The sequence below is a fragment of the Blastococcus saxobsidens genome (assembly GCF_002938435.1).
Lineage (GTDB): Bacteria > Actinomycetota > Actinomycetes > Mycobacteriales > Geodermatophilaceae > Blastococcus > Blastococcus saxobsidens.
In genome coordinates this window covers 23914-47423 of the sequence record NZ_POQT01000037.1, presented here as the reverse complement: position 1 = coordinate 47423, position 23510 = coordinate 23914, and the positions used below count along the sequence as shown (strand labels likewise).

21 protein-coding genes are annotated in these 23510 nt (G+C 74.8%); 4 read left to right on the top strand and 17 right to left on the bottom strand.

Features of this window, described 5'->3' with window-relative positions:
* Window positions 1-313 precede the first annotated feature (313 nt).
* The 11 genes from tyrS to C5507_RS18370 all read right to left on the bottom strand — a co-directional run bounded on the left by tyrS (window position 314) and on the right by C5507_RS18370 (window position 12310).
* Entirely contained in the window at window positions 314-1606 is a 1293-nt protein-coding gene (gene tyrS / locus C5507_RS18420) for a tyrosine--tRNA ligase (RefSeq protein WP_104529959.1), read from the bottom strand.
* Entirely contained in the window at window positions 1603-2229 is a 627-nt protein-coding gene (locus C5507_RS18415) for a DNA-3-methyladenine glycosylase (RefSeq protein ID WP_242611011.1), read from the bottom strand. The genes tyrS and C5507_RS18415 overlap by 4 nt, the downstream gene beginning before the upstream one ends.
* Window positions 2230-2267: 38 nt before the next feature.
* Entirely contained in the window at window positions 2268-3707 is a 1440-nt protein-coding gene (gene argH / locus C5507_RS18410; protein ID WP_104529957.1) for an argininosuccinate lyase, read from the bottom strand.
* A complete protein-coding gene (locus C5507_RS18405) occupies window positions 3704-4243 on the bottom strand; it encodes an arginine repressor (RefSeq protein ID WP_104529956.1) in 540 nt (179 codons plus the stop codon). The genes argH and C5507_RS18405 overlap by 4 nt, the downstream gene beginning before the upstream one ends.
* Before the next feature lie 46 nt (window positions 4244-4289).
* Window positions 4290-5237, bottom strand: a complete 948-nt coding sequence (argF, locus tag C5507_RS18400) for an ornithine carbamoyltransferase (protein ID WP_104529955.1) — start codon at window positions 5235-5237, stop codon at window positions 4290-4292.
* Complete coding sequence (locus C5507_RS18395; protein WP_104529954.1) at window positions 5234-6424, bottom strand: acetylornithine transaminase; 1191 nt, start codon at window positions 6422-6424, stop codon at window positions 5234-5236. Before C5507_RS18395 ends, argF begins: the two co-directional genes overlap by 4 nt.
* The gene (gene argB / locus C5507_RS18390) at window positions 6421-7422 is read right to left on the bottom strand and encodes an acetylglutamate kinase (protein ID WP_207225690.1); all 1002 of its coding nucleotides are present in this window, start codon (window positions 7420-7422) and stop codon (window positions 6421-6423) included. Before argB ends, C5507_RS18395 begins: the two co-directional genes overlap by 4 nt.
* Window positions 7419-8570: a bifunctional glutamate N-acetyltransferase/amino-acid acetyltransferase ArgJ gene (gene argJ, locus C5507_RS18385; RefSeq protein ID WP_104529953.1), complete on the bottom strand. Its 1152-nt coding sequence runs from the start codon at window positions 8568-8570 to the stop codon at window positions 7419-7421. The genes argB and argJ overlap by 4 nt, the downstream gene beginning before the upstream one ends.
* The gene (gene argC, locus C5507_RS18380; protein WP_242611010.1) at window positions 8567-9607 is read right to left on the bottom strand and encodes an N-acetyl-gamma-glutamyl-phosphate reductase; all 1041 of its coding nucleotides are present in this window, start codon (window positions 9605-9607) and stop codon (window positions 8567-8569) included. Before argC ends, argJ begins: the two co-directional genes overlap by 4 nt.
* 49 nt (window positions 9608-9656) lie before the next feature.
* Entirely contained in the window at window positions 9657-11336 is a 1680-nt protein-coding gene (locus C5507_RS18375; protein WP_130504187.1) for a SpoIIE family protein phosphatase, read from the bottom strand.
* Between the two features lie 182 nt (window positions 11337-11518).
* The gene (locus tag C5507_RS18370) at window positions 11519-12310 is read right to left on the bottom strand and encodes an alpha/beta hydrolase (RefSeq protein WP_104529950.1); all 792 of its coding nucleotides are present in this window, start codon (window positions 12308-12310) and stop codon (window positions 11519-11521) included.
* A gap of 63 nt (window positions 12311-12373) precedes the next feature.
* Between C5507_RS18370 and C5507_RS18365 the strand changes: the two genes are divergently transcribed.
* Window positions 12374-13627 (top strand): kynureninase, encoded by a 1254-nt coding sequence (locus tag C5507_RS18365; protein ID WP_104529949.1) that lies wholly within the window; start codon window positions 12374-12376, stop codon window positions 13625-13627.
* 132 nt (window positions 13628-13759) lie between these two features.
* Window positions 13760-14095, top strand: a complete 336-nt coding sequence (locus tag C5507_RS18360) for an STAS domain-containing protein (protein WP_104529948.1) — start codon at window positions 13760-13762, stop codon at window positions 14093-14095.
* A gap of 16 nt (window positions 14096-14111) precedes the next feature.
* Here the strand turns inward: C5507_RS18360 and C5507_RS18355 are convergent, their stop codons facing one another.
* The 4 genes from C5507_RS18355 to pheS form a co-directional block, all read right to left on the bottom strand.
* Window positions 14112-14465, bottom strand: a complete 354-nt coding sequence (locus C5507_RS18355) for a hypothetical protein (protein ID WP_104529947.1) — start codon at window positions 14463-14465, stop codon at window positions 14112-14114.
* 40 nt (window positions 14466-14505) lie between these two features.
* The gene (locus C5507_RS18350; RefSeq protein WP_249027835.1) at window positions 14506-15291 is read right to left on the bottom strand and encodes an SDR family NAD(P)-dependent oxidoreductase; all 786 of its coding nucleotides are present in this window, start codon (window positions 15289-15291) and stop codon (window positions 14506-14508) included.
* 82 nt (window positions 15292-15373) lie between these two features.
* Window positions 15374-17836: a phenylalanine--tRNA ligase subunit beta gene (pheT, locus tag C5507_RS18345; RefSeq protein ID WP_104529946.1), complete on the bottom strand. Its 2463-nt coding sequence runs from the start codon at window positions 17834-17836 to the stop codon at window positions 15374-15376.
* A 55-nt stretch (window positions 17837-17891) separates the two neighbouring features.
* A complete protein-coding gene (pheS, locus tag C5507_RS18340) occupies window positions 17892-18959 on the bottom strand; it encodes a phenylalanine--tRNA ligase subunit alpha (protein ID WP_104529945.1) in 1068 nt (355 codons plus the stop codon).
* 276 nt (window positions 18960-19235) lie between these two features.
* Between pheS and C5507_RS18335 the strand changes: the two genes are divergently transcribed.
* A complete protein-coding gene (locus tag C5507_RS18335; RefSeq protein WP_104529966.1) occupies window positions 19236-21470 on the top strand; it encodes an EAL domain-containing protein in 2235 nt (744 codons plus the stop codon).
* Window positions 21471-21473: 3 nt separating this feature from the next.
* Here the strand turns inward: C5507_RS18335 and C5507_RS18330 are convergent, their stop codons facing one another.
* Together C5507_RS18330 and C5507_RS18325 are read right to left on the bottom strand one after the other, a co-directional pair.
* Window positions 21474-21782: a DUF4873 domain-containing protein gene (locus C5507_RS18330; RefSeq protein ID WP_104529944.1), complete on the bottom strand. Its 309-nt coding sequence runs from the start codon at window positions 21780-21782 to the stop codon at window positions 21474-21476.
* 14 nt (window positions 21783-21796) lie between these two features.
* Window positions 21797-22471 (bottom strand): TetR/AcrR family transcriptional regulator, encoded by a 675-nt coding sequence (locus C5507_RS18325; RefSeq protein ID WP_158657643.1) that lies wholly within the window; start codon window positions 22469-22471, stop codon window positions 21797-21799.
* Window positions 22472-22532: 61 nt separating this feature from the next.
* Between C5507_RS18325 and C5507_RS18320 the strand changes: the two genes are divergently transcribed.
* Complete coding sequence (locus C5507_RS18320) at window positions 22533-23459, top strand: AurF N-oxygenase family protein (RefSeq protein WP_104529942.1); 927 nt, start codon at window positions 22533-22535, stop codon at window positions 23457-23459.
* Window positions 23460-23510: the final 51 nt, after the last annotated feature.

The following is a 23510-nucleotide window of genomic DNA, read 5'->3' as shown; positions in this document are numbered from 1 at the left end:
GCGATATCAATCAACCAAAGGAATCCCTGCCACGACTGCACGAGCCGCGGCACGGGGTATTACTTGGCACTGACTTTCGGCACGCTGTTGAGTTCTCAAGGAGCGGACGCGCAGAAACTCGACCCTTCCGGGCTCCGTCCCTGGCTGGATGTCCAACTCTACGCCGGTTTCCAGATGCCCGTCCAGCGGGGTCTGGTCCGGCGGCCCTTCCGGGCCGCGCGGCGCAAAGAGAAAGTTACACGGAGGTGTCGGCCGGGTCAAACCCGGGGGTCGGTGACGCCCGACACGCCCTCCGGGGCCGGGGTCGGAGGCCTCAGGAGCCCCTGCGGACCCCGGCGATGGAGCGCCGTCCACGGCGCAGGACGAGCCAGCCGCCGGGCAGCCAGGCGTCCTCCCCGGGGACCAGGTCGGCGTCCGTGACCCGCTCGTTGTTGAGGTAGGCGCCGCCCTCCTTCACCGTGCGCCGCGCGTCCGACAGCGAACCCACCAGGCCGGTCTGCTGCAGCAGCTGCGCCACCGTGGGGACGTCGCCGTCGACGGTGATGCTGCCGGCCTCCTGGAGCGCGGAGCCGAGGGTGCCGGCGTCCAGCGTCGCGAGGTCCTCCCGACCGAACAGCGCCCGGCCGGCCGCCTCGGCCTGGCGGAGCTGGTCGGGACCGTGCACGAGCAGGGTGAGCTCCTCGGCGAGCGCCCGCTGGGCGGTCCGCGCCGCCGGGCGCTCGAGGCTCTCCGTGATCAGGGCCGCCAGCTCCTCGGCCGGGCGCTCGGAGTACAGCGGCAGCCAGGCCCGGGCGTCGGCGTCGTCGGCGTTGAGCCAGAACTGGAAGAAGGCGTACGGCGAGGTGAGTTCCGGGTCCAGCCAGACGGCGCCGCCCTCGGTCTTGCCGAACTTGGTCCCGTCGGACTTGGTCACCAGCGGAGTGGAGAGGGCGTGCACCTTCGCCCCCGACGTCCGCCGGACGAGGTCGATGCCGGCGGTCAGGTTGCCCCACTGGTCCGAGCCGCCGGTCTGCAGCGTCACGCCGTGCCGGCGGTGCAGCTCGCGGAAGTCGTTGGCCTGCAGGATCTGGTAGCTGAACTCGGTGTAGCTGATCCCGGCCTCGGAGTTCAGCCGGGCCGACACCGCCTCCTTGGCCAGCATCTGGCTGACGCGGAAGTGCTTGCCGATGTCGCGGAGGAAGTCGATGGCCGAGAGGGGCCCGGTCCAGTCGAGGTTGTCGACGTAGATCGGCCCCTTCAGACCGTCTGCCTCCGCGGGCAGCTCGAGCAGCGGCGCCACCTGCTTGCGGATGCTCGCCACCCAGCCGGCCACGACCTCGGGGTCGTTCAGCTGCCGCTCGGCCGTCGGCCGCGGGTCGCCGATCAGACCCGTCGCGCCGCCGACGAGGACGACGGGCTGGTGGCCGGCGCGCTGCAGGGCCCGCATGACCATGTACTGCACGAGGTGCCCGACGTGCAGGCTCGGCGCGGTGGGGTCCACCCCGCAGTAGAAGGCGACCGGCCCCTCGGCGAGGTGGGCCCGCAGCGCGGCCTCGTCGGTGCTCTGGGCGATCAGCCCGCGCCGGTGCAGCTCGTCGATGACTCCGGAGGCGGAAGACGTGGTCACGGGAGTCCATCCTGCCCGGGCCGCTTGCGACGGGGCTTGCCACCCGCCCGGAAGCCGCTCACCGACGGGGCGTCGGACTCCCAGAACCGCCACGGCAGCTCCGTCGCCACGCTGATCCCCACCCGGGGCCCGGCCGAGACGGCCGAGGGTGGCGTCCCCCGGTGGAGCCGCACGGACGACGACGGGTGCAGCAGGTCGGTGCCGAGGTCGGCGCGCCCGATGCCCAGCGCCTGGGTGAGTCGTGCGGGGCCGCCGGCCAGGTCGCGCGGCGTGCGCGCGGCCGGGCGGCGGGCACGGGCGAGCTCCTCCCCCACGACGACCTCCCCGGCCCGCATCAGGACCGCCTCGCCGTGGCCGTCCGGCCCCACGACGACGTTGGCGCACCAGTGCACGCCGTAGGAGAAGTACACGTAGAGACGCCCGGGCGGGCCGAACATGATGGCCGCCCGGGGCGTGGGGCCCCGGTGCGAGTGGGCCGCGGGGTCGATTCCGGAACCGGAGTACGCCTCGACCTCGGTCAGGCGCAGCGCCACCGTGCCCTCCGGGCGGTCGGCCACCACCCAGCAGCCGAGCAACGACCGCGCCACGACGTCGACCGGCCCGAGCAGGTCCCGCTCGGACACGAGGGGACCCGGCTCGGGCCGGGGAGGAACCGACATGCTCAGAGCGCCGGCGCCACCGGCGACGACGTGGCCCAGTCGGCGTGCTCGGTGGCCAGTGCCTTGAGCCCGTCCATCTGCTCGGCCACCCGCGCCGGCGCCGTCCCCCCGCGGGTGCTGCGGGCCGCCAGCGCGCCGCTGACCGACAGCACCGACCGCACGTCCGGCGTCAGGCGCTCGTCGATGCCGGCGAGCTGGTCGTCGTCGAGCTGGTCGAGCTCGAGCCCGGCCTCCTCGCAGAAGGCGACCATCGCACCGCTGATCTCGTGCGCCGACCGGAACGGCACGCCCTGGCGAACCAGCCACTCGGCCACGTCGGTGGCCAGCGCGAAGCCCTGGGGAGCGGCGGCCTCGAGCACCTCCGGGCGCAGCGTCAGGGTGGCCATCATCCCGGTGACCGCGGGCAGCAGCAGGAGCAGCTGCTCCATGGAGTCGAAGACCGGCTCCTTGTCCTCCTGCAGGTCGCGGTCGTAGGCCAGCGGCAGGCCCTTGAGCATCGTGAGGATGCCGGTCAGATTGCCCACGAACCGGCCCGACTTGCCACGGGCCAGCTCGGCGATGTCGGGATTCTTCTTCTGCGGCATGATCGACGAACCGGTGGCCCAGGCGTCGTCCAGGCGCGCCCAGCCGAACTCGGTCGACGTCCAGAGCACGACCTCCTCCCCCAGCCGGGACAGGTGGACGCCGAGGAGAGCGGCGACGAAGCAGAACTCCGCGGCGAAGTCGCGGTCGCTGACACCGTCGATCGAGTTCTCGCACGACCGGTCGAACCCGAGCTCGGCGGCGACCGCGTCGGGGTCCAGCGGCAGCGAGGAGCCGGCCAGCGCGCCGGAGCCGTAGGGGCTGACGGCGGCCCGCGCGTCCCAGTCGCGCAACCGGTCGACGTCGCGGGCGATCGAGTGGGCGTGCGCCAGGAGCTGGTGGGCGATGAGCACCGGCTGGGCGTGCTGCAGGTGGGTCATGCCCGGCGCGGCCACGTCCTGGTAGCGCTCGGCCAGACCGAGCAGCGCGAACTCCAGGGAGGAGAGCTCGCCGACCAGCGTGCGCACGTGGTGGCGCAGGTAGAGCCGGAGGTCGGTGGCGATCTGGTCGTTGCGGCTGCGGCCGGCGCGCAGCTTCCCGCCGAGCCCGCCGAGCTTCTCGGTGAGGCCGCGCTCGAGCGCCTCGTGCACGTCCTCGTCGCTCTCGATCGGCAGGAACGTGCCGGCCTCGACCTCCGTGGAGAGCTCGCGCAGCGCGCCGAGCATCTGCTCCAGCTCGTCGTCGGCCAGCAGCCCGGCGCGGTGCAGCACGCGGGCGTGGGCGCGGGACCCGGCCAGGTCGAAGGGCGCGAGCTGCCAGTCGAAGTGGGTGGACTTCGACAGGGCGGCCATCGCCGGCGACGGACCGCCGCCGAAGCGGCCACCCCAGAGGCGGGTCTGCGATCCAGGTGCGGTGCTCACGTGCCGGGGTCCTCTTCCAGGTCGGCGCTCAGTTCGGGGTAGACGGCGGGGGTGCGCTGCGCGAGCGACCGCAACCGGTCGGCCAGCGCCGCACCGCCGTCGGGCTGTCGCGAGACGACCAGCAGAGTGTCGTCCCCCGCGATCGTGCCCAGGACGTCGGGGAGGCCGACCTTGTCCAGCGCCGAGGCCAGGAACTGGGCCGCGCCCGGCGGGGTGCGCAGCACCGCGAGGTTGGCGCTGCCCTCGGCGCTGGTGAGCAGGTCGGCCAGCAGGCGGGTGAGCCGCGCGGGGGCGGTCTGCGCCGGGCGGAGCGGGGCGTTCTCCGGCGGCAGCACGTAGGACGCCGGCGCGCCGTCGGAGCCGCGCATCTTCACCGCGCCGAGCTCCTCGAGGTCCCGGGACAGCGTCGCCTGGGTGACCTCGATGCCGGACCCGGCCAGCAGCGCGGCCAGCTGGGTCTGGGAGGTGACCGGCTGGGCCTCGATGAGCTCCCGGACCCGCGCCTGGCGGGCCGAGCGGGTCAGCGCGGAGGTCACGATCCCTCCCGGGGTCGTCGGAGCCGGCACGTGCGGCCGGTGGCGGTCACGCGTTCTTCTCCAGCAGCCAGATGAGCACTGCCTTCTGGGCGTGCAGGCGGTTCTCCGCCTCGTCCCACACGACGCTCTGCGGCCCGTCGATGACCCCGGCGGCGATCTCCTTGCCGCGGTAGGCGGGCAGGCAGTGCAGGACGACGGCGTCGTCGGCGGCCCGGCCCAGCACCCCCTCGTCGAGCGCGTACGGCAGGAACGGCGCCACGCGGGCGTCGTACTCGTCCTCCTGGCCCATCGACACCCAGGTGTCGGTGACCAGGACGTCCGCGCCGTCGGCGGCCGCGTCGGCGTCGGCGGTCCAGCCGACCGAGCCACCGGTCTCCGCGGCGATCGCCGCGGCCCGCTCGAGCACCGCGGGGTCGGGCTGGAAGGTCTCCGGCGAGCCGATCCGCACGTGCATGCCGGCGGTCGCGCCCCCCAGCAGGTAGGAGTGGGCCATGTTGTTGGCGCCGTCGCCGAGGTAGGTCATCGAGCGGCCGGCCAGCGAGCCCTTGTGCTCGATCACCGTCTGCAGGTCCGCGAGGATCTGGCAGGGGTGGTACTCGTCGGTGAGCGCGTTGATGACCGGGACGCGGCTGACCGCGGCCATGGCGTCGATGCGCTCCTGCCCGAAGGTTCGCCAGACGATCGCGGCGACCTGGCGGTCCAGGACCCGGGTGGTGTCCTCGACCGACTCGCCTCGGCCCAGCTGGCTGGTGCCGGCGTCGACGACCAGCGGGTAGCCGCCGAGCTCGGCCACGCCCACCGAGAAGGACACCCGGGTACGAGTCGAGGGCTTGTCGAACAGGACGGCGACGCCGAGCGGGGCGCCGTTCGCCGCGCGCAGCGGGGTGGGCGCCTCCGCGGTGTGCCGGCTCGCCTTGAGCGAGGCGGCCAGCGCCAGCACCTCGGCCTGCTCGGCCGGGCTGAGGTCGTCGTCCTTGAGGAAGTGCCGGGTCACGAGCCGTTCTCCAGTGCGGTGTCGAGGGCCGCAGGCAGGGCCGCGACGAACGCGTCGACCTGGGCGTCGGTGAGGACGAGGGGCGGGGCGAGCCGCAGCACGCCGGGTGCGACCGCGTTGGTGAGGAAACCGGCGGTCCGCAGCTGGGTCTCCACCTCCGCGGCGACGTCGGCGGTGAGGACGACGCCGAGCAGCGCACCCCTCCCCCGGACGCCGCGGATGCCGGCGTGGCCGAGCGCCTCGATGCCGGTGGTGAACCGGTGCTCGAGCTCCTTGGCGCGCTCCAGCAGGCCCTCGTCGCGGATGGTGTCCAGCACCGCGAGCGCGGCGGCCGCGGCGATCGGGTTGCCACCGAAGGTGGAGCCGTGCGAGCCGGCGGTCAGCAGGTCGGCGGCGTCGCCGAAGGCCAGCATGGCGCCGATGGGCAGCCCGCCACCGAGCGCCTTGGCCAGGGTGACGACGTCGGGGTGCAGCCCGTCGGCGTGGTGGGCGAACCAGTGGCCGGTGCGGCCGATGCCGGTCTGCACCTCGTCGACGGCGAACAACGCGCCGGCGGCGGAGGCGGCGTTCGCGGCGGCGGGCAGGTAGCCGGCCGGGGCGGGCAGCACGCCGCCCTCGCCCAGCATCGGCTCCAGCAGCACCATCGCGGTGCTCTCCCCCACCGCGCCGGTCAGCGCCTCGACGTCGCCGTAGGGCACGTAGGAGACCCCGCCGGGCAGCGGGGCGAACGCGGCCGCCTTGGCGGGCTGGCCGGTGAGCGCCAGCGCGCCCATGGTGCGCCCGTGGAAGGCGCCCTCGGCGGTGATCACCTGCGGGCGGCCGGTGAGCCGGCTCAGCTTGAACGCGGCCTCGTTGGCCTCGGCGCCGGAGTTGCAGAAGAAGACCCGCCCGGGCCGGCCCGCGAGGTCGAGCAGCCGCTCGGCCAGCGTGATGCCCGGCTCGTGCATGGCCAGGTTGGAGACGTGCCCCAGCGTGGCCGCCTGGGTGGTGATCGCCTCGAGGACCTTCGGGTGCGCGTGGCCGAGGATCGTCGTCGCGATGCCGCCGAGCAGGTCGACGTACTCGCGGCCGTCGACGTCGGTGACGGTGGCACCGGCACCGGAGGCGAGGGCGACCGGCGGCGCCTTGTAGTTGTTCATCATCACGGCCGACCAGCGGCGGGCCAGCTCCTCCGTGTGCGTCGTCATGCCGTGCCCTCCTTCTGGTCCTTCGCCGGGACGACCATCGTCCCGGTGCCCTCGGTGGTGAACGTCTCCAGCAGCAGGGCGTGGGGCGTCCGGCCGTCGACGACGGTCGCCCGCTTCACCCCGCCCTCGACCGCCCGCAGGCAGGCGGCCATCTTCGGGATCATCCCGGCGTCGAGCGTGGGCAGGATCGCGGCCAGCTCGGTCGCGTCGATCTGCTGCACCAGGGAGTCGCGGTCGGGCCAGTCGGCGTAGAGGCCCTCGACGTCGGTGAGGACGACCATCTTCACCGCACCGAGCGCGGCGGCCAGCGCGGCAGCGGCGGTGTCGGCGTTCACGTTGTGCACGACCCCGTTCGCGTCCGGCGCGACGCTGGCGACGACCGGGATGTGCCCGGCCTCCAGCAGCGCGGTGACCGGCGTGGTGTCGACCGCCACCACGTCGCCGACCAGCCCGACGTCCACCGGCTCGCCGTCCACCACGGCGGTGGTCCGCTGCGCGGTGAACAGCCCGCCGTCCTCGCCCGACAGGTGCACCGCCATCGGGCCGTGCTGGTTGATCAGGCCGACGATGTCAGGGCCGATCTGGCCGGTGAGCACCATGCGGACGACGTCGATCGTCTCGGGAGTGGTCACCCGCAGGCCGCCGCGGAACTCGCTGCCGATGCCGAGCTTCGCGAGCATGGCGCTGATCTGCGGCCCACCGCCGTGCACGACGACGGGCAGGATGCCGCAGGTCCGCAGGAAGACCATGTCCTCGGCGAAGGCGCGGCGGCACTCGTCGTCGACCATGGCATGACCGCCGTACTTGATGACGACGACGTTGCCGTGGAACTCCTTGAGCCACGGCAGCGCCCCGGTGAGGACGGCGACCTTGGCGGCGTCGCCCTCGGGGTCGTTCTTCCGCATGACCCGCCGGGTGCCGACCGTGCGCGGCAGCCGCGGCGGCGGGGCGGGCTCGTCGATCCGCACGTCGGGCGGGGTGGGGTCCTGCTGGCTCATGTCGAGTACGCCGAGTTCTCGTGCACGTAGGCGATGGACAGGTCGTTGGTCCAGATCGTGGCCTGCTCGGTGCCGGCCCGGAGGTCGACGTCGATGGTGATCGCCCGGCCGCTGAGGTCCACGCCCTCGCGCGGGTCACCGATCGCGCCGCCGCGGCACACGGTCACGCCGTTGATCGTGACGTCGACCTGGTCGGCCTCGAACGCGGCGTCGGTCGTGCCGATGGCCGCGAGCACCCGGCCCCAGTTGGGGTCGTTGCCGAACAGCGCCGTCTTGAGCAGGTTGTTGCGGGCGCAGGCGCGACCGGCGGTGAGGGCGTCGGTGACCGTGGCCGCGTTGCGGACGGTGATCGCGATGTCCTTCGTGGAGCCCTCCGCGTCGGCGAGCAGCTGCATGGCCAGGTCGGTCGCGGCCGCGGTGAGGGCCTCGGTCAGCTCCTCCTCGGACGGGGTGACGCCGGAGGCCCCGTTGGCCAGCACGACGACCGTGTCGTTGGTGGAGAGGCACCCGTCGGAGTCGACCCGCTCGAAGCTGACGGCGGTGGCCGTCCGCAGCGCCCGCTGCAGGACCCCGGGGTCGGCGGTCGCGTCGGTGGTGAGGACCACGAGCATCGTGGCCAGGCTGGGGGCAAGCATGCCCGCGCCCTTGGCCATGCCTCCGACGGTCCAGCCCTGGCGCTGCTGCGCCGTCGTCTTCGGCACCGAGTCGGTGGTCATGATCGCGCGTGCGGCGTCGGCGCCGCCGTCCGCGCTCAGGGCCGCCGCCGCGGCGGTGACACCGGCCGTGAGCTTGTCCATGGGCAGCCGGACGCCGATCAGGCCGGTGCTCGCGACGGCGACGTCGATCGCGCCGATGTCCAACTGGGCCGCGGCGTGCTCGGCGGTGGCGTGGGTGTCCTGGAAGCCCTCCGGGCCGGTGCAGGCGTTGGCCCCGCCGGAGTTGAGGACCACCGCGCGCGCCCGCTGCCCGGCCAGCACCTGGCGGCTCCACTGCACGGGCGCGGCCGGGAAGCGGTTGGTGGTGAAGACGGCGGCCGCGGCGTCGTCCGGCCCGGTGTTGAGGACGACGGCGACGTCGGGGTCGCCGGAGGACTTGAGGCCGGCCGCGACGCCGGCCGCGGAGAACCCCTGCGGGGCGGTGACGGTCACGGTGCTACTCCTACGAGCGGGAGACCGGTGGTCTCGGGCAGTCCGAGGGCGAGGTTGGCGCACTGGACCGCCGCTCCCCCGGTGCCCTTGGTGAGGTTGTCGACGGCGGCGACGACGACCAGCCGGTGGGCGTCGGCGTCGACGGCGACCTGGAGGGCGACGGTGTTGGCGCCCAGCACCTGCGCGGTGGTGGGCCACTGGCCCTCGGGCAGCAGGTGCACGAACGGCTCGTCGGCGTAAGCGTCGGCGTAGGCGGCGCGGGCCGCCTCGGCGTCGATGCCGGGCTTCAGGGGTGCCGAGCAGGTGGCCAGGATGCCGCGGCTCATCGGCACCAGGGTCGGGGTGAAGCTGACGCCGACCGGTCCCCCGGCGGCCTGCGACAGCCCCTGGATCATCTCGGGGGTGTGCCGGTGCACCCCGCCGACGCCGTAGGCGCTGGCGGAGCCCATGACCTCGCTGCCGAGCAGGTGCGCCTTGGGCGACTTGCCCGCGCCGGAGGTACCGCTGGCGGCGACGACCACGACGTCGGGCTCGACGAGGCCGGCGGCCAGCGCCGGGGCCATCGCGAGGGTGACCGAGGTCGGGTAGCAGCCGGGGACGGCGATCCGCGTGGCGCCGACCAGCTTCTCCCGCTGGCCGGGCAGCTCGGGCAGGCCGTAGGGCCAGGTGCCGGCGTGCACGCTCCCGTACCAGCGGGCCCACGCGGCCGGGTCGTTCAGCCGGTGGTCGGCGCCGCAGTCGATGACCAGGGTCTCGGCCGGCAGCTGGTCGGCGATGGCCGCGGACTCCCCGTGCGGGAGGGCCAGGACGACGACGTCGTACCCGGCGAGGCTCGCCGCGTCGCTGGCCTGCACGGTCAGGTCGGCGAAGGGCAGCAGGTGGGGCTGCAGCTCACCCAGGCGTCGACCGGCGCTCGAGTTGGCATGCACCCCGGCCAGCCGGAGCTGCGGGTGCCCGGCCAGCAGCCGGCACACCTCACCCCCGGCGTACCCGGTGGCGCCGGTGACCCCGACCGTCCACGTCTGCCCTGTGCTCACGCTGCATGACCATACACGATCATGCATGAACGTTCACTCCGGTTCCGGGCTATCCGACGACGCGCGCCACCAGCAGGACGACGTCGTCCTCCCCCTCCGCGCCGAGCCGGGCGACCAGCCGGTCGCAGAGCTCCTCGACGGGCAGGCCGTGCAGCTCCTCGGCCGCCCGTCGGAGCGCGGCGATCCCGTCGTCCAGCAGCCTGTTGCGCCGTTCGACCAGCCCGTCCGTGTAGAGCACCAGGGTGGAGCCCGGTGGCATGCCGACCTCGTGGTCGGTGCGTCGTCCTTCCACGTGCGCGCCGAGCAGCACGTCGGCGGGACCGTCGGCCAGCAGCTCACAGCTACCGTCGGCATGCAGCAGCAGCGGCGGTGGATGCCCGGCGTTGGACCACCGCAGGCGCAGCGCGCTCCGGTCCGGTTCCTCGGGGACGGGGTGGACCTGGCAGAGGACCGCGGTGGCCAAGGTCGTCATCCGGAGCCGATCCAGGGCGCCGTCCAGTGCGGACAGGATCCCCGCCGGTGAGGCCTGCACCGTCTGCGCGACACCACGCAGCACATTGCGGACCTGGGCCATGGCGGCAGCCGCTGTGCTGTCGTGCCCGGCCACGTCCCCGACCACCAGGTTCGTGCTCCCGTCGGCCGTGGAGAACGCGTCGTACCAGTCACCGCCGACCTCCGCGTCCCGTGCGGCCGGCTGGTAGCGGGCCGCGATCTGCACCCGCCCGGACTGCGGCAGCGCGGTGAGCAGGCTGCGCTGCAACGTCTCGGACAGCCGGCGGATGTGCCGCACGGCCTCCCGCTCCGCCCCCTGCGCGGCCAGCCGGTCCAGCGCCAGCGCCGTCAGCGCCGCCAGGGCCGACATCAGCACCTTGTCCGCTTCCCGCCACGACTTGCGGTCCTGGAATGCGACGGCCAGCGCGCCGATGGCCGTGCCGTGCGTGGTCAGCGGGACGGCGGCGGTCGCCTCGGTGCGGGCCCTGACGTACACCTCGAGGGCCCCGGGGAACTGCCGCAACCCCTCGGCACGGTCGGCCAGGAACAGGGACTCCCCGGTCGCGGCGACGTGGACGATCGGCAGTGGGGCGTCGGCCGGCAGGGTGGCGACGTCGGCGCGCAGGTCCTCCTCGAAGAAGGTGGTGCCCAGGATGCGCACGGAGGCGCGGTCCGGCTCCGTGAGGCACAGCGCCGCGCCCTGAGCGCCGAGCACGGATGCACCTCGTCCGCTCACCACCGAGAGCACGTCCAGCTCCGACCGCGCGTCCGCGAGGGCCCGGGCCACCGCGACGAGGGCTCGGAGCCGTTCGGCGTCCACCGCGGCGGCGCGATCCGCGGTGACGTCGCGGAAGTACCAGGCCCATCCGATGTAGTCGCCCTGCGGTCCGCGCAACGCGGTCCCGTAGCGGTCCAGGACACGGCCGTCGAGCAGGAGCAGCTCGTCACGTGCGGACCCGGCGGCCTGGGCGTAGAGCTCGTGGACCCGGGGCAGGAAGGAGTCGGGATCCACGAGCTTGTCGAGCACGGAGGCGAGCGCCGCGTCGTCGTCACCGGAGGCGACGATCTCCGGGGGGATGGGCCAGATCTCCTGGAACTTGCGGTTCGAGGCGATCATGACGCCGTCGGCCGAGACGACGACCATCCCGTCCAGACCGCCCTCGACGGCGGCGCGCAGCAGCGCCAGGTCCCGGAGCTGCTCCTCGACCACCGGCCGCCCCGGAGAACCCTCGCCCATCGCACCCACGCCCCCACCGGCGCGGAGACGCACCTGCCGTCAGAACTTCCTGAGAAGGTACGGGAGCGCCGTGCCGCCGCGAGCGCGTGCTGCACCGCGTCCCCCCAGCGGGCCGCGGGCGCCGGTGAGGCCGGCGACGTCCGCCCCGTGGTCACGACCCATGACCGGCCATGCCGACGAGCTCACCGCCGGTCAGCGCCCACCCCCAGTTCATCGAGCGAGGTCAGCACGGCGGCCCACGCGCCGGTGCGCGGATCGATCACGGCGAAGTGCCCGCCCGGCACCGCCACCAGCCGTCCGTGTGGGTGCCGGACCAGGTAGGCCTCGCTGACCTCGATCGGGACGATGCCGTCCGCCGTCCCGTGCACGATCCGCACGGCACCGGTGGGTGCGGGCAGCCGGGCCGGATCCAGGTCGGGACGGGCGGCGGCGTCCCGGCCGAGGAACGCGCCGACCGCGCCGTCGCCCAGCCCGAGCTGCTCGGCCACGCCGAGGTCCGCCACCGGTGCGAGCCCCAGGATGCCGAGCGGTGCGTCCGGCCCCAGGGTCGTCGCGGCGAGCAGCGCGAGGTGGCCCCCGGCGGAGTGCCCGGCGAGCACGACCCGCCGGTCGGGCAGGGGGTCCAGCTCCGGCGCGACGGCGACCGCCCGGACGGCTGCCTGCACGTCCTCCACGGTGAGGTCCGGCCGGCCGGGCACCCGGCGGTACTCCGGCGCGACCGTCGCCCAGCCGGCCTCGGCCAGCGCGGCGGTCATCGGCCGGACGTTCATCCGGTCGATCTGCGGGCGCCAGAACCCGCCGTGCAGCACCACCACGACCGGCCGGCCGGGCCGGGGCGCCCGGGGGAACCGGACGTCGGCCACGTGGTCGGGATCCGGCCCGTAGCTGAGCACGACGTCGGGCGGGGGTGCCGGGAGCGTGAGGACCGACCGGTCCTCGACCTCCGCGGCCGGTCGGTTCCCGGCGTCGCTCATGCGGTAGTACTACCGCACCGGCCGGCCGCGACGCCGCGCCCGTCGCCGACCTCGAGGGAACCCATGTCCCGGCCTGCCGTGCTCGACCTCCTGCCCGCCCCGGTCGTGGAGCGGGCGGCCGAGCTGGACCGGCGCGACCCGCTGGCGGCCGTCCGCGAGGAGTTCGTCCTGCCCGACGGCGTCGTCGCCTACCTGGACGGCAACTCGCTCGGCCGGCCGCTGAAGGTCACCCGTGACCGGCTCGCCCGGTTCGTGGACGAGGAGTGGGGCGAGCGGCTCATCCGCGCCTGGGACGAGCGCTGGATGGACCGCCCGACGGCCGTGGGTGACGCGATCGGCCGCGTGGTGCTCGGGGCGGCGCCGGGCCAGACGGTGGTCGGCGACTCCACCACGGTGATGCTCTACAAGCTGGTCCGGGCCGCGGTGGACGCCCGCCCCGACCGGACCGAGATCGTCGCCGACACCGAGAACTTCCCCACCGACCGTTTCATCCTGACCGCGGTCGCCGCCGAGACCGGCCGCACGATCCGCTGGATCTCACCGGACCCGGCGACCGGGGTGCAGCCGGAGGAGGTGGCGGCGCTGCTCGGCGACCGGACGGCGCTGGTGCTGCTCAGCCACGTGGCCTACAGGTCGGCGTACGTCGCCGACCTGCCGGCCTTCACAACGGCGGCGCACCGGGCCGGCGCGCTGGTGCTCTGGGACCTCAGCCACTCCGCGGGGGCGGTGGACGTGCAGCTGGACGCCGCGGACGTCGACCTCGCCGTCGGCTGCGGGTACAAGTTCCTGAACGGCGGTCCGGGCGCACAGGCGTTCGGCTACGTGGCGCGGCGGCTGCACGAGGAGCTGGTGCAGCCGATCACCGGCTGGATGGGGCACGCCGAGCCGTTCGCGATGGGCCCGGACCACGTGCCCGCGGCCGGGATCCGCCGGTTCCTCAGCGGCACGCCGCCGATCGTCGGCATGCTGCCCGTCGAGGACATGCTGGCGTTGATCGAGCGGGTGGGCATGCCGGCGGTCCGCGCCAAGTCCGTCCTGCTCACCGAGTTCGCCGTCGCCGTGGCCGACGAGGTGCTCGCCCCCTGCGGCGTGGGAGTCGCCTCACCCCGCGACCCCGAGCGCCGGGGTGCGCACGTGACCCTCGAGCACGACGCGATGCGGTCGGTCGTCGAGCAGCTGTGGACGCGCGGGGTGATCCCCGACTTCCGGCCCGCCCGTGGTCTGCGCATCGGCCTGTCCCCCCTCAGCACCTCGTTCACCGAGCTGGCGACGGCGCTGGCGCACGTCCGGCAGCTGCTGGACCGGCCGGGGAGCTGACGGCCCCACCGGCGGCGCTCCCGCTGTCGGCCGTTCCCAGGTCCTGTCCAGTCACGGGACGCGAAACTGTCAGCACCCAGAGGCAGAGTCCCTGCTGTCCGGTGAACGTCGCCGGGCAGGGAGGAATCCACCGTGCAGATCTTCGATGCGAGCGCCGTCGCCCAGCCGCTGGGCGACATCGAGCTGGTGGACGAGGCGGCCGGCCCGGTGCTCCGGCTGCGGGGTGAGGTGGACAGCGCCGTCGTCGCGATCTGGGACGCCACGGAGCGCAGCACCGGTCGCGCACCGGTGGCGGTGGACCTCTCCGGGACGACGTTCCTCGACGCCCGCGGTCTGCGGCTCGTCGTCCGCGAGACCGAGTCGGCCAGGCGGTCGGGCCACCTGCCGGAGCTGCGGCGCCCCTCCGCGTCGATCCGCCGGCTGGTGGACCTCGCCGGCGCCGGACCGCTGTTCGCGACGGTCGCCTGACCCGCTCGACCGCTTCTCAGGCGCCTGCCGGCCGGGGGGTGTTGCGCCTGCGGTCGGTCCAGGAGACCGCTGCCGCCCCGAGCAGCAGGAGCGACGACGGGAGGAAGAGCAGCCCCAGGCCCAGGCCGGTGAGGAGGGACCACACCAGCGACAGCAGCCCGAGGGCTGCGACGACCGTGGTGGCCAGGAGCGACCGCCCGGCCCGCTCGGCCCACAGCGCACCGACCGCGCACAGCGCGGGCACGCCGAACAGGGCTAGCACGAACGAGCCGCTGTCCTGCCACACCTCGAGGCCGTACCGGGCCGTGCCGACGACGACGAGCAGCAGCGCGAGCAGGACGAGTGCCTGACTCCCCCGCCACGCCGCCATGCCACCGGACTGTGGCACCCGGCCCGTCGAGGGGCAATGGTCAGCCGAGCGGGTCGGCGCCCCCGTAGGGCCGCAGCCGCAGCTGCCGGGCGGCGTCCTGCGGGCTGGTCGAGCGCAGGACGTCGAGGTCGTCCTTGCCGGCGCGGACGAAGCGGCCCGACCACTGGTCGAGCTCACCGGCGGCGATCGCCGCGACGATCTCCACGACCCGCTCCGGCGGCGTCCAGTCCGTGAAGCCCTGCCACATGTGCATCGAGCGGGTCATCGGGGTGTCCACGACACCGGGCGCGACGTCGAAGGCGCGCACGTCGGAGCCCTCCAACGCGGCGGCCAGCGACTCGGTGAGCCGCATCAGCCCGGTCTTGGCCACCGAGTAGGCCGAGTAGTCCGGCTCGCCCCTGGTGCCCATGCCGCTGGCGATGTTGACCACCCGGCCCCGGTTGCGCAGCACCATCCACGGCACCAGCGCCCGGATGGTGAGCTGCGCGCCCCGGATGTGGCTGGACACGACCTCCCACCACTGGTCGGCGTCGGCCTCCCAGACGGGCGCCTCGAACTCGTCGATGAGCCCGGCGTTGTTGACCAGCAGGTCGACCTGGCCCAGCTCGGCCACCACCTGGGCGGTGGCCGCCTCCACCGACGCGCGGTCGGTGACGTCGGCGGCCACGGCCAGCGTGCGGGCGCCGGTGGCGTCGGCCACCTCGGCCATCGCCGTCCGCAACCGGTCCTCGGTCCGGGCGAGGCCGGCCACGGCCATGCCGCGGGCGGCCAGCCCCTCGACCAGGTGCCGGCCGATGCCGGTGGAGGCCCCGGTCACCAGCGCCACCGCCCCCGACAGTGCGGCCCCGTGCCGGGGCCCGCCCTGAGCCTGCGAAGGATGGGGAGGACGGGGAGGACGGGGTCCTTCGTCAGGCACGGAGCCTCGCCCCGGTCCGCAGGGTGGCCATGGCCACCGCGGCCTCCCGGACGACCGCCGCCTCCTCACCGGTCAGCGTCCGGTCCGGCGCGCGCAGCGTGAGCGCGTAGGCCAGCGACCGGGAGCCCTCGGGCACCGGTACGCCGGTGTAGACGTCGAACAGCCGCAGCGACTCCAGCAGCTCGCCCGCCCCGGCGCGCAGCGCGTCGGCGACGTCGGCGGCCGGCACCTCGTCCGCGACGACCAGGGCGAGGTCGATGAGCACCGGCGGGAACGTGGAGATCGACAGGGCCTGCGGCACGGTCGGCGCGGGCAGCGCGTCGGCGTCCAGCTCCATCACCGAGGTGCGCGGCGGCAGGCCGAGGGTCTCGCAGACCTTCGGGTGCAGCTCACCGGCGTGGCCGATCACCCGGTCGCCGACCAACAGCTCGGCACACCGGCCGGGGTGCCACGGCGCCCGGTCCCCGGCCCGCACGGCCAGCTCCGCACCGGCGGCCTCGGCCACCACGCGTGCGGCCTGCACCGCGTCGGCCCACTCCGCCGGACGGCCGGGCCCCCACCAGCCGCGCGGCTCGCGCTGACCGGTGAGCGCCACGGCGACGTGCCACGGCTGCGCCGGCACCGCGCCCAGCAGGGCGGCCAGCGTCGCGTCGTCGGGACGGCGGTCGACCCCCGGCAGCGGGGCGGCGGTGCGCTCCCCGCCGGGGAAGACCGCGCCGTGCTCGAACAGGGCGACATCGCGCTGCCCCCGCGCCAGGTTGCGGGCCAGGGACGCCAGCAGGCCGGGCAGCAGCGTCGTCCGCAACGCCGGGGCCTCCTCCGACAGCGGGTTGCGCACTGTGGTCACCCGGCGCCGCTCGTCGTCGTCGGGCAGGCCGAGCGCGTCGAGCTGGGCGGTGCCGAGGAACGGGAAGGCCGGGGCCTCGACGTAGCCGTCGTCGGCCAGGGCGCGGCCGATGCTGCGCCGCCGGCGCTGCCGCTCGGTGAGCCCGCGGCCGGGCGGGGCGGTCGGCAGGATCGAGGGGATCTCGTCGAAGCCGCGGAACCGCACCACCTCCTCGACCAGGTCGGCCGGCTCGCGGAGGTCGCCGCGCCAGGACGGCGGGGTGACGCGCAGGGCGGCGCCCTCGCCGGCCACCTCGGCGCCGACGGCGGCCAGCACCTCGACCACGTGCTCGCGGGTGTACCCGACGCCGGCGATCCGGCCGGGCAGTGCGGCGTCCAGGGCGATGGCCGGGCGGGGCGCGCGGGTGTCGACGTCGACCGGCGCGCCGGCCACCGCGGCGCCGCCGTGCTCGACCAGCAGCGCGGCGGCGCGGGCCAGCGCCACGACGGTGACCTCGGCGTCGGTGCCGCGCTCGAAGCGCTTGCCGGCCTCGCTGGGCAGCCGGTGCCGGCGGACCCCGCGGGAGATCCCGGTCTGCTCCCAGTGCGCGGCCTCCAGCAGCACCGCGGTGGTCGCGTCGCCGATCTCGGTGGACGCGCCACCCATGACGCCGGCCATGCCGATGGGGCCCGACCCGTCGGTGATCAGCAGGTCGTCGGCGGTGAGCGCGCGGTCGACGCCGTCGAGCGTGGTGAGCCGCTCCCCCGCCGTCGCCCGACGGACCGTGATGGACCCGCGGACGGTGTCCCGGTCGAAGGCGTGCATCGGCTGGCCGAGCTCGAGCATCACGTAGTTCGTGACGTCGACGGCCAGCGAGATGCTGCGCACGCCGCACTGGGCCAGGCGCCGGCGCAGCGCCCACGGGCTGGGCGCGGCGGGGTCGAGTCCTTCCAGCGCCAGCATCGTGAACCGGTCGCAGCGATCGGGGTCGGCGACGGTGACGTCCCACGCCGGGGCGCCGGACCAGTCCGGCAGCGGCAGGTCGGCCGGGTCGCGCCAGGAGACGCCCAGGACGCCCGCGAGGTCGCGGGCGATGCCGCGCATCGACATGGCGTAGCCGCGGTCCGGGGTCACCTCGAGGTCGAAGACGACGTCGTCCAGGCCCAGCACGTCGGCGGCCGGGGTGCCCGGCTCGAAACCCTCCCGGCCCAGCACGAGGATGCCGGCGTGGTCCTCGCCGATGCCGAGCTCGCGAACCGAGCAGATCATCCCGTCGGAGACGCGGTCGTAGGTCTTCCGGGCGGCGATCGCGAAGTCCCCGGGGAGGACCGCGCCGGGGAGGGCGGCGACCACGAGGTCTCCGACGGCGAAGTTGCGGGCGCCGCAGACGATGCCGCGCGGGGCGTCCTCCCCCACCTCCACCTGGCAGTAGCGGATCGGCTTCTTGAAGCCGGTCAGCTCCTCGATCTCCAGCACCCGGGCGACCACGAGCGGGCCGGTCGTCACCGGCGGGCGGACGACGTCCTCGACCTCGAAGCCCAGCCGGACGAAGGCGTCGTCGAGCTGCTCGACGGTGATGCCCGCCGGGAGGTCGACGAGCTCGGACAGCCAGCTGACGGGGACCTTCACTGCTGGACTCCTTCGGCGGGCACGGGGGTGACCTCGGGCATCGGACCCCAACCGTTCACTGCTCGACTCCGAAAGCGGTGGTGAACCGGATGTCGGCCTCGGCGATGTCGTGCATGTCCGAGACCGCGGAGCGGAACTGCAGCGCCCGCTCGATGCCCATGCCGAAGGCGAAGCCGGAGTAGACGTCGGGGTCGATGCCGCAGGCGCGCAGCACCCGCGGGTTCACCATTCCGCAGCCGCCCCACTCGACCCACTGCGGCCCGTCGCGGTGCTCGGGGAACCAGACGTCGAACTCCGCCGACGGCTCGGTGAAGGGGAAGAAGTGCGGCCGCCACCGGGTGCGGGCGTCCGGGCCCAACAGCTGGCGGGCCAGGTGGTCGAGCGTGCCGCGCAGGTGGGCCATGGTCAGGCCCTCGTCGACGGCCAGGCCCTCGACCTGGTGGAAGACCGGCAGGTGCGTCGCGTCCAGCTCGTCGGTGCGGTAGACCCGGCCGGGCGCCACGACGTAGATCGGGGGCTGCCGGTCGAGCATGGTGCGCGCCTGCACCGGGCTGGTGTGCGTGCGCAGCACCAGGCCCGAGTCCTCCGGCGCGACGAAGAAGGTGTCCATCATCGACCGCGACGGGTGGTCGGGGCCGATGTTGAGCGCGTCGAAGTTCAGCCACTCGGCCTCCACCTCCGGGCCCTCGGCCACCTCGTAGCCCATGCCGACGAAGATGTCGGCGATCCGGTCGGTGAGGGTGGTCAGCGGGTGGCGGGCGCCGCGCGGGGTGCGGTCCCACGGCAGCGTGACGTCGACCCGCTCCTCGGCCAGCACCCGGGCGTCGCGCTCGGCCTCCAGCTCGGCCAGCCGGGTGGCGTAGGAGGCCTTGAGGTCGCCCAGCACGCTGTTGAGCCGCTTGCCGGCGTCGGAGCGCGCCGCGGGCGGCAGGGCGCCCAGCTCGCGACGGGCCAGCAGCAGGGGCGCCCGGTCCCCGAGGTGGTCGGGGCGCACGGCGGCGAGCTGCTCCAGGTCGGCGGCGTTCGCGAAGGCCGCGACGCCCTCGGCGAGCGCGGAGCTCAGCGCCTCCTGGGAGAGTGCGGCGACCTGCTTCGGGTCGTACGGATCGTTGGCGCCAGACACGGGAGGCCATTCTGCCCGCCTCCTTGTCCCGACCGCGCCGGGGTTCCGCCGGGAGGGCGCACGCGGGTCGCGGCACCGGCCGTCCTGGCTCACCGTTCCGGGTCCTGGCTCACCGTCGAACGTGAGCCAGGACCCGGGATGACCAGCTGACCTGATCACGAGCGTGCGCGGGCCGGGGCGGCGGCCGCCGGCTCGCGACCTCCTCCTTTCGAGCGGTAGCCGCCCGCTCCACTGAGGTCGCGCCCGCAGCCGGCCGATCCCCGTGTCGTGGACCCCGTGCGCCCTCAGACCGATCCCGCCCTCGCCCAGGCCCTGCGCCCCGGCGGGGTGCGCAGCGTGTTCCAGCCCATCGTGGAGCTCGACACCGGCCGCGTCGTCGCCCACGAGGCGCTGGCCCGGGGCCCGCAGGGCAGCTCCCTGGAGCGCCCCGACCTGCTCTTCGCCGCCGCCCGCGAGGCCGGGCTCCTGGCCGAGCTGGACGAGGCCTGCCGCATCGCCGCGTTCGAGGGCGCCACCCGGCACGGCGTGCTCGCCCCCCTGGCGCTGTTCGTGAACGTCGAGCCCGAGGTCCTCGACACCGCGCCGCTGGACGAGCTGCTGGCCATCGCCGAGGCGGCGCCCGGCACCCTGCGGGTGGTCCTGGAGATCACCGAGCGCGCGCTGGCGGCCCGCCCCGCGGAGCTGCTACGCACGGTCGCGCGGGTGCGCGAGCTCGGCTGGGGCATCGCCCTGGACGACGTCGGCGCCGACCCGATGTCCCTGGCGTTCATGCCGCTGCTGCGCCCGGACGTGGTCAAGCTCGACCTCCGCCTGGTGCAGGAGCGGCCCGGTCCGGCCATCGCGCAGATCATGAACGCGGTCAACGCCTACGCCCAGGCCACCGGCGCCGCCGTGCTGGCCGAGGGCATCGAGGACGACCGGCACCTGGCCATGGCGAAGGCCCTGGGCGCCACCCTCGGGCAGGGCTGGCTCTTCGGCCGCCCGTCCGCGGTCCCCGGCACCGACCGGCCGGCCGGCGCGCTGCCACCGCCGACCCCCGAGTCAGGTGACGGCTCCTCGCAGGACTCGCCGTTCGGGTGCCTGCCCACCGGCACGCCGTTGCGCCGAGCCCCGAAGAGCCTGCTGATCGAGCTGAGCAAGCAGCTGGAGCGGGAGGCGATGCGCCTGGGCGAGACCTGCGTGGTGGCGGCGACCTTCCAGGAGGCGCGGCACTTCACGCCCTCGACCATCCAGCGCTACCGCGACCTGGTCGAGCGCACCGGCTTCGTCTGCGCGCTCGGCGAGGGGCTGCCGGTGGAGCCGCTCCCCGGGCTGCGCGGCGCCCACCTCTCCCCCGCCGACCCGGTGCGCGGCGAGTGGGACGTCGTCGTCCTCGCCCCGCACTTCAGCGTGGCCCTGCTGGCGAGGGACCTGGGCACCACCGGACCGGACCTGGAGCGGGAGTTCGAGTACGCGCTGACCTACGACCGCGACGTCGCGGTGCTGGCGGCCCGGAGCCTCATCGGGCGGGTCGCCCCCGGCGCGGGACCGGCCGCGACGCCGTGCCTCGCCCGGCCGGCGTCCGACCAGCCCGCGACGCCGCACGCCGCCGAGCTGCTCGGCGACAACGTGCTCGTCCGCCGCGCGCTCGAGGCCACCCCCAGCGGGGTGTGCCTGGTCGACGTCCGGCTGCCCGACCAGCCCCTGGTCTACGTCAACCCCGCCTTCGAGCGCCTCGCCGGTCTGGACCGGGAGGAGCTGCTCGGCCGCAACTGCCGCTTCCTGCAGGGCCCCGACACCGACCCTGGCGCCCTGGCCCGCATCCGCGACGCCGTCGCCGCCGGCGAGGAGTGCCGCGTCGTCCTGCTCAACCACCGGGGCGCCGAGCGCTACCCCTGGTACAACGAGCTGCACCTGGCGCCGGTGACCGACGAATCGGGCACGGTCGTGCAGTACATCGGCGTGCAGGTGGACGTCACCGAGCGCGTCGAGGCGGAGCGGGCCCTCCAGCAGGAGCGGGACCGCGCGCAGACCTACCTGCAGCGCATCCAGGAGCTGGCGGTCACCGACCCGCTCACCGGACTGCCCACCCGCGCGTACCTGCAGGAGCAGATCGAGACGTCGCTGTGGAACGCCCGGGCGGGCGGCCACTCGGTGGCGCTCGTGGTGCTCGCGGTCGACGACGTCGCCACCGTGGAGGCGCAGCACGGGCCGGCCGCCGCCGAGGACCTGATGGCCGCCGCGGCCGAGCGGCTGCGGGCCCGCCTGCGGCACGGCGACCTGGTCGCGCGCTGGACTCGGGACTCCTTCGTGGTCGTCCTGCCCGGGCTGACCCCCGCGGCCGCCGGGCCCGAGGCCCAGCGGGTGCGCGACGGCCTGGTGGAGGCGGTGCGCGGGCCGGTGGTCGTGGACGGCTGCCCGGTGGTGGTCGGCGCCTCGGCCGGCATCAGCTGCTTCCCGGCCGACGCCGACGACGTGGCCGGGCTGCTGGCCGCCGCCGATCGCGCCGCGGGGCGGCTGCCGGCCCGCTGACCGTCAGCGGGTGGGCACGCCGCCGGTCTCGTCCAGGAGCTCGACCGGGAACGGCGGGCGCCCGACCCCGGTGACACGGGTGTTGCCCCACGGGTCGCGCTCGGTGGCCGCGGCCTCCGACGTGCCGTGCGGGGTGACGATCCGCAGCCGGGTGCGCGGTGCGGCCTCGAGGGCGACCCGGCCGGACCACACCACCGAGCCCGCGAGCGGGTCGAAGCGCGCGCCCAGGGCGACGCGGACGGGACGGGTGACGCCGTCGACCGTGACGTCGGCCTGCCCCTCGTAGCCCTCGGGCTCCTCGTGCTCGCTCATGGCTCTCCCCTCGGTCAGCTCCGCGGTGGGAGCAAGGTGCCCAGGCCGCCGTCGGCCAGGGCGGTGAGCTGGTCGACCAGGTCGGCGGCGGGCACGGTGCGGGCGACCGACCACCAGTGCGCGGCGAGCTGCACCATGCCGACGACGCCGTAGGCCCACGTCATGGCGCCCTCTGCGGGGCGGCCGGCCTGCGTCAGGCGCTCGGCGATCAGCCCACCGAGCGCCGTGGCGACGGCGTGCTCGGTGGCCGCCACCAGGTCGGCCCGGCCCGCGCGGCCGGTCTGGGCGTAGGCGAACCGGTAGAGCGCCGGCTCGTCCTCGATCAGCGCCACGAACGCGGCGACGACCGCGCGCAGGCGCTCGCGGTCGTCGCGCCGGTCCACGGCGAGCTCGCCGAGCAGCCGCGGCAGCAGGATGGCCCGCGAGATCCGCTCCAGGACGGCGTCGATCAGCTCGTCCTTGTCGCTGAAGTACCGGTAGATGACCGTCTTGGACACCCCGGCGCTGCGGCCGACGTCGTCGACGGAGAAGTCCGGACCGACCTCCCGGACGGCGGCCACGGCTGCGTCGACGAGGTCCTCGCGGCGGGCACGGCGGTGCTCGGTCCAGCGGGCCCGGCGTCCGTCGGGGGCGGCCTTCGGCGCGTCGGGCGTGCCGGACACGCCCGGGGCACCGGCCACCTGTTGCATGTGTTTCACGGTAACAGCTACCTTCCGTTCAGCCGTCCACGACGTCCTGGGGAGCCCGCCGATGACCACCATCCTTCCGTCCGGCACGAACCGCGCGACGAACAAGGCACCGGTCGACCGACAGGCGCTGTCCACGCGCCTGCTCGGCTCCGCCGCCAAGAAGTCCTACGACCCGGTCGTGGACATCGACTGGAGCGCCCCCGTACCCGAGGACCTCTACGGTCTGTCACCGGAGTGGTCCACGCTGTACGGCACGCCGCTGTGGGACCGGCTGGACCACTCGGAGCGGGTCACGCTGACCATCCACGAGTACTGCTCGATCTCCGGCATCGGCATCTGGTTCGAGCACCTGCTCATGCAGCTCGTGCTGCGCGACATCTACGGCGACGACCCGGCGCAGCCGCACGTGCAGTGGGCGCTCACCGAGATCGCCGACGAGTGCCGGCACTCGGTGATGTTCGCGCGGACCGCGCAGACCTTCGGGGCGCCGTCCTACGGCCCGCCGCCGGCGCTGCTGAAGCTGGGCAAGGCGTACGCCGCCCGCGCCGACGGCCCGGCCGCCTACGCGGCGATCCTGGTGGCCGAGGAGATCCTGGACATCTTCCAGCGCGACCTGATGAAGGACGAGCGGGTCCAGCCCCTCACGCGGGCCACCAGCCAGATCCACGTCGTCGAGGAGGCGCGGCACATGCGCTTCGCCCGCGAGGAGGTCGCCCGGCGCACGCCCGAGCTGTCGTCCTGGCAGCTCCGCAAGCACCGGACCCTGGTGGCCGCCTGCGCCGCGATCGTGGCGGAGAACCTGGTGCAGCCGCAGGTGTACGCCGCTGTGGGACTCGACCCCGAGGAGGCGCGGGCGGCAGCACGGGGCAACGAGCACTACAACGCGAGGCTCCGGGACGCCTCGGCCGGCCTCGTGTCGTTCCTGCGCGACGTCGGCCTGATCGCCGGCCAGTCCGAGCGGCTCTGGAAGCGCGCCGGGTTGCTGTAGGCGCGAGGGCGGCCCCGTCGCAGGGGCCCGCCACGAGCGTGCGAGTGGTGG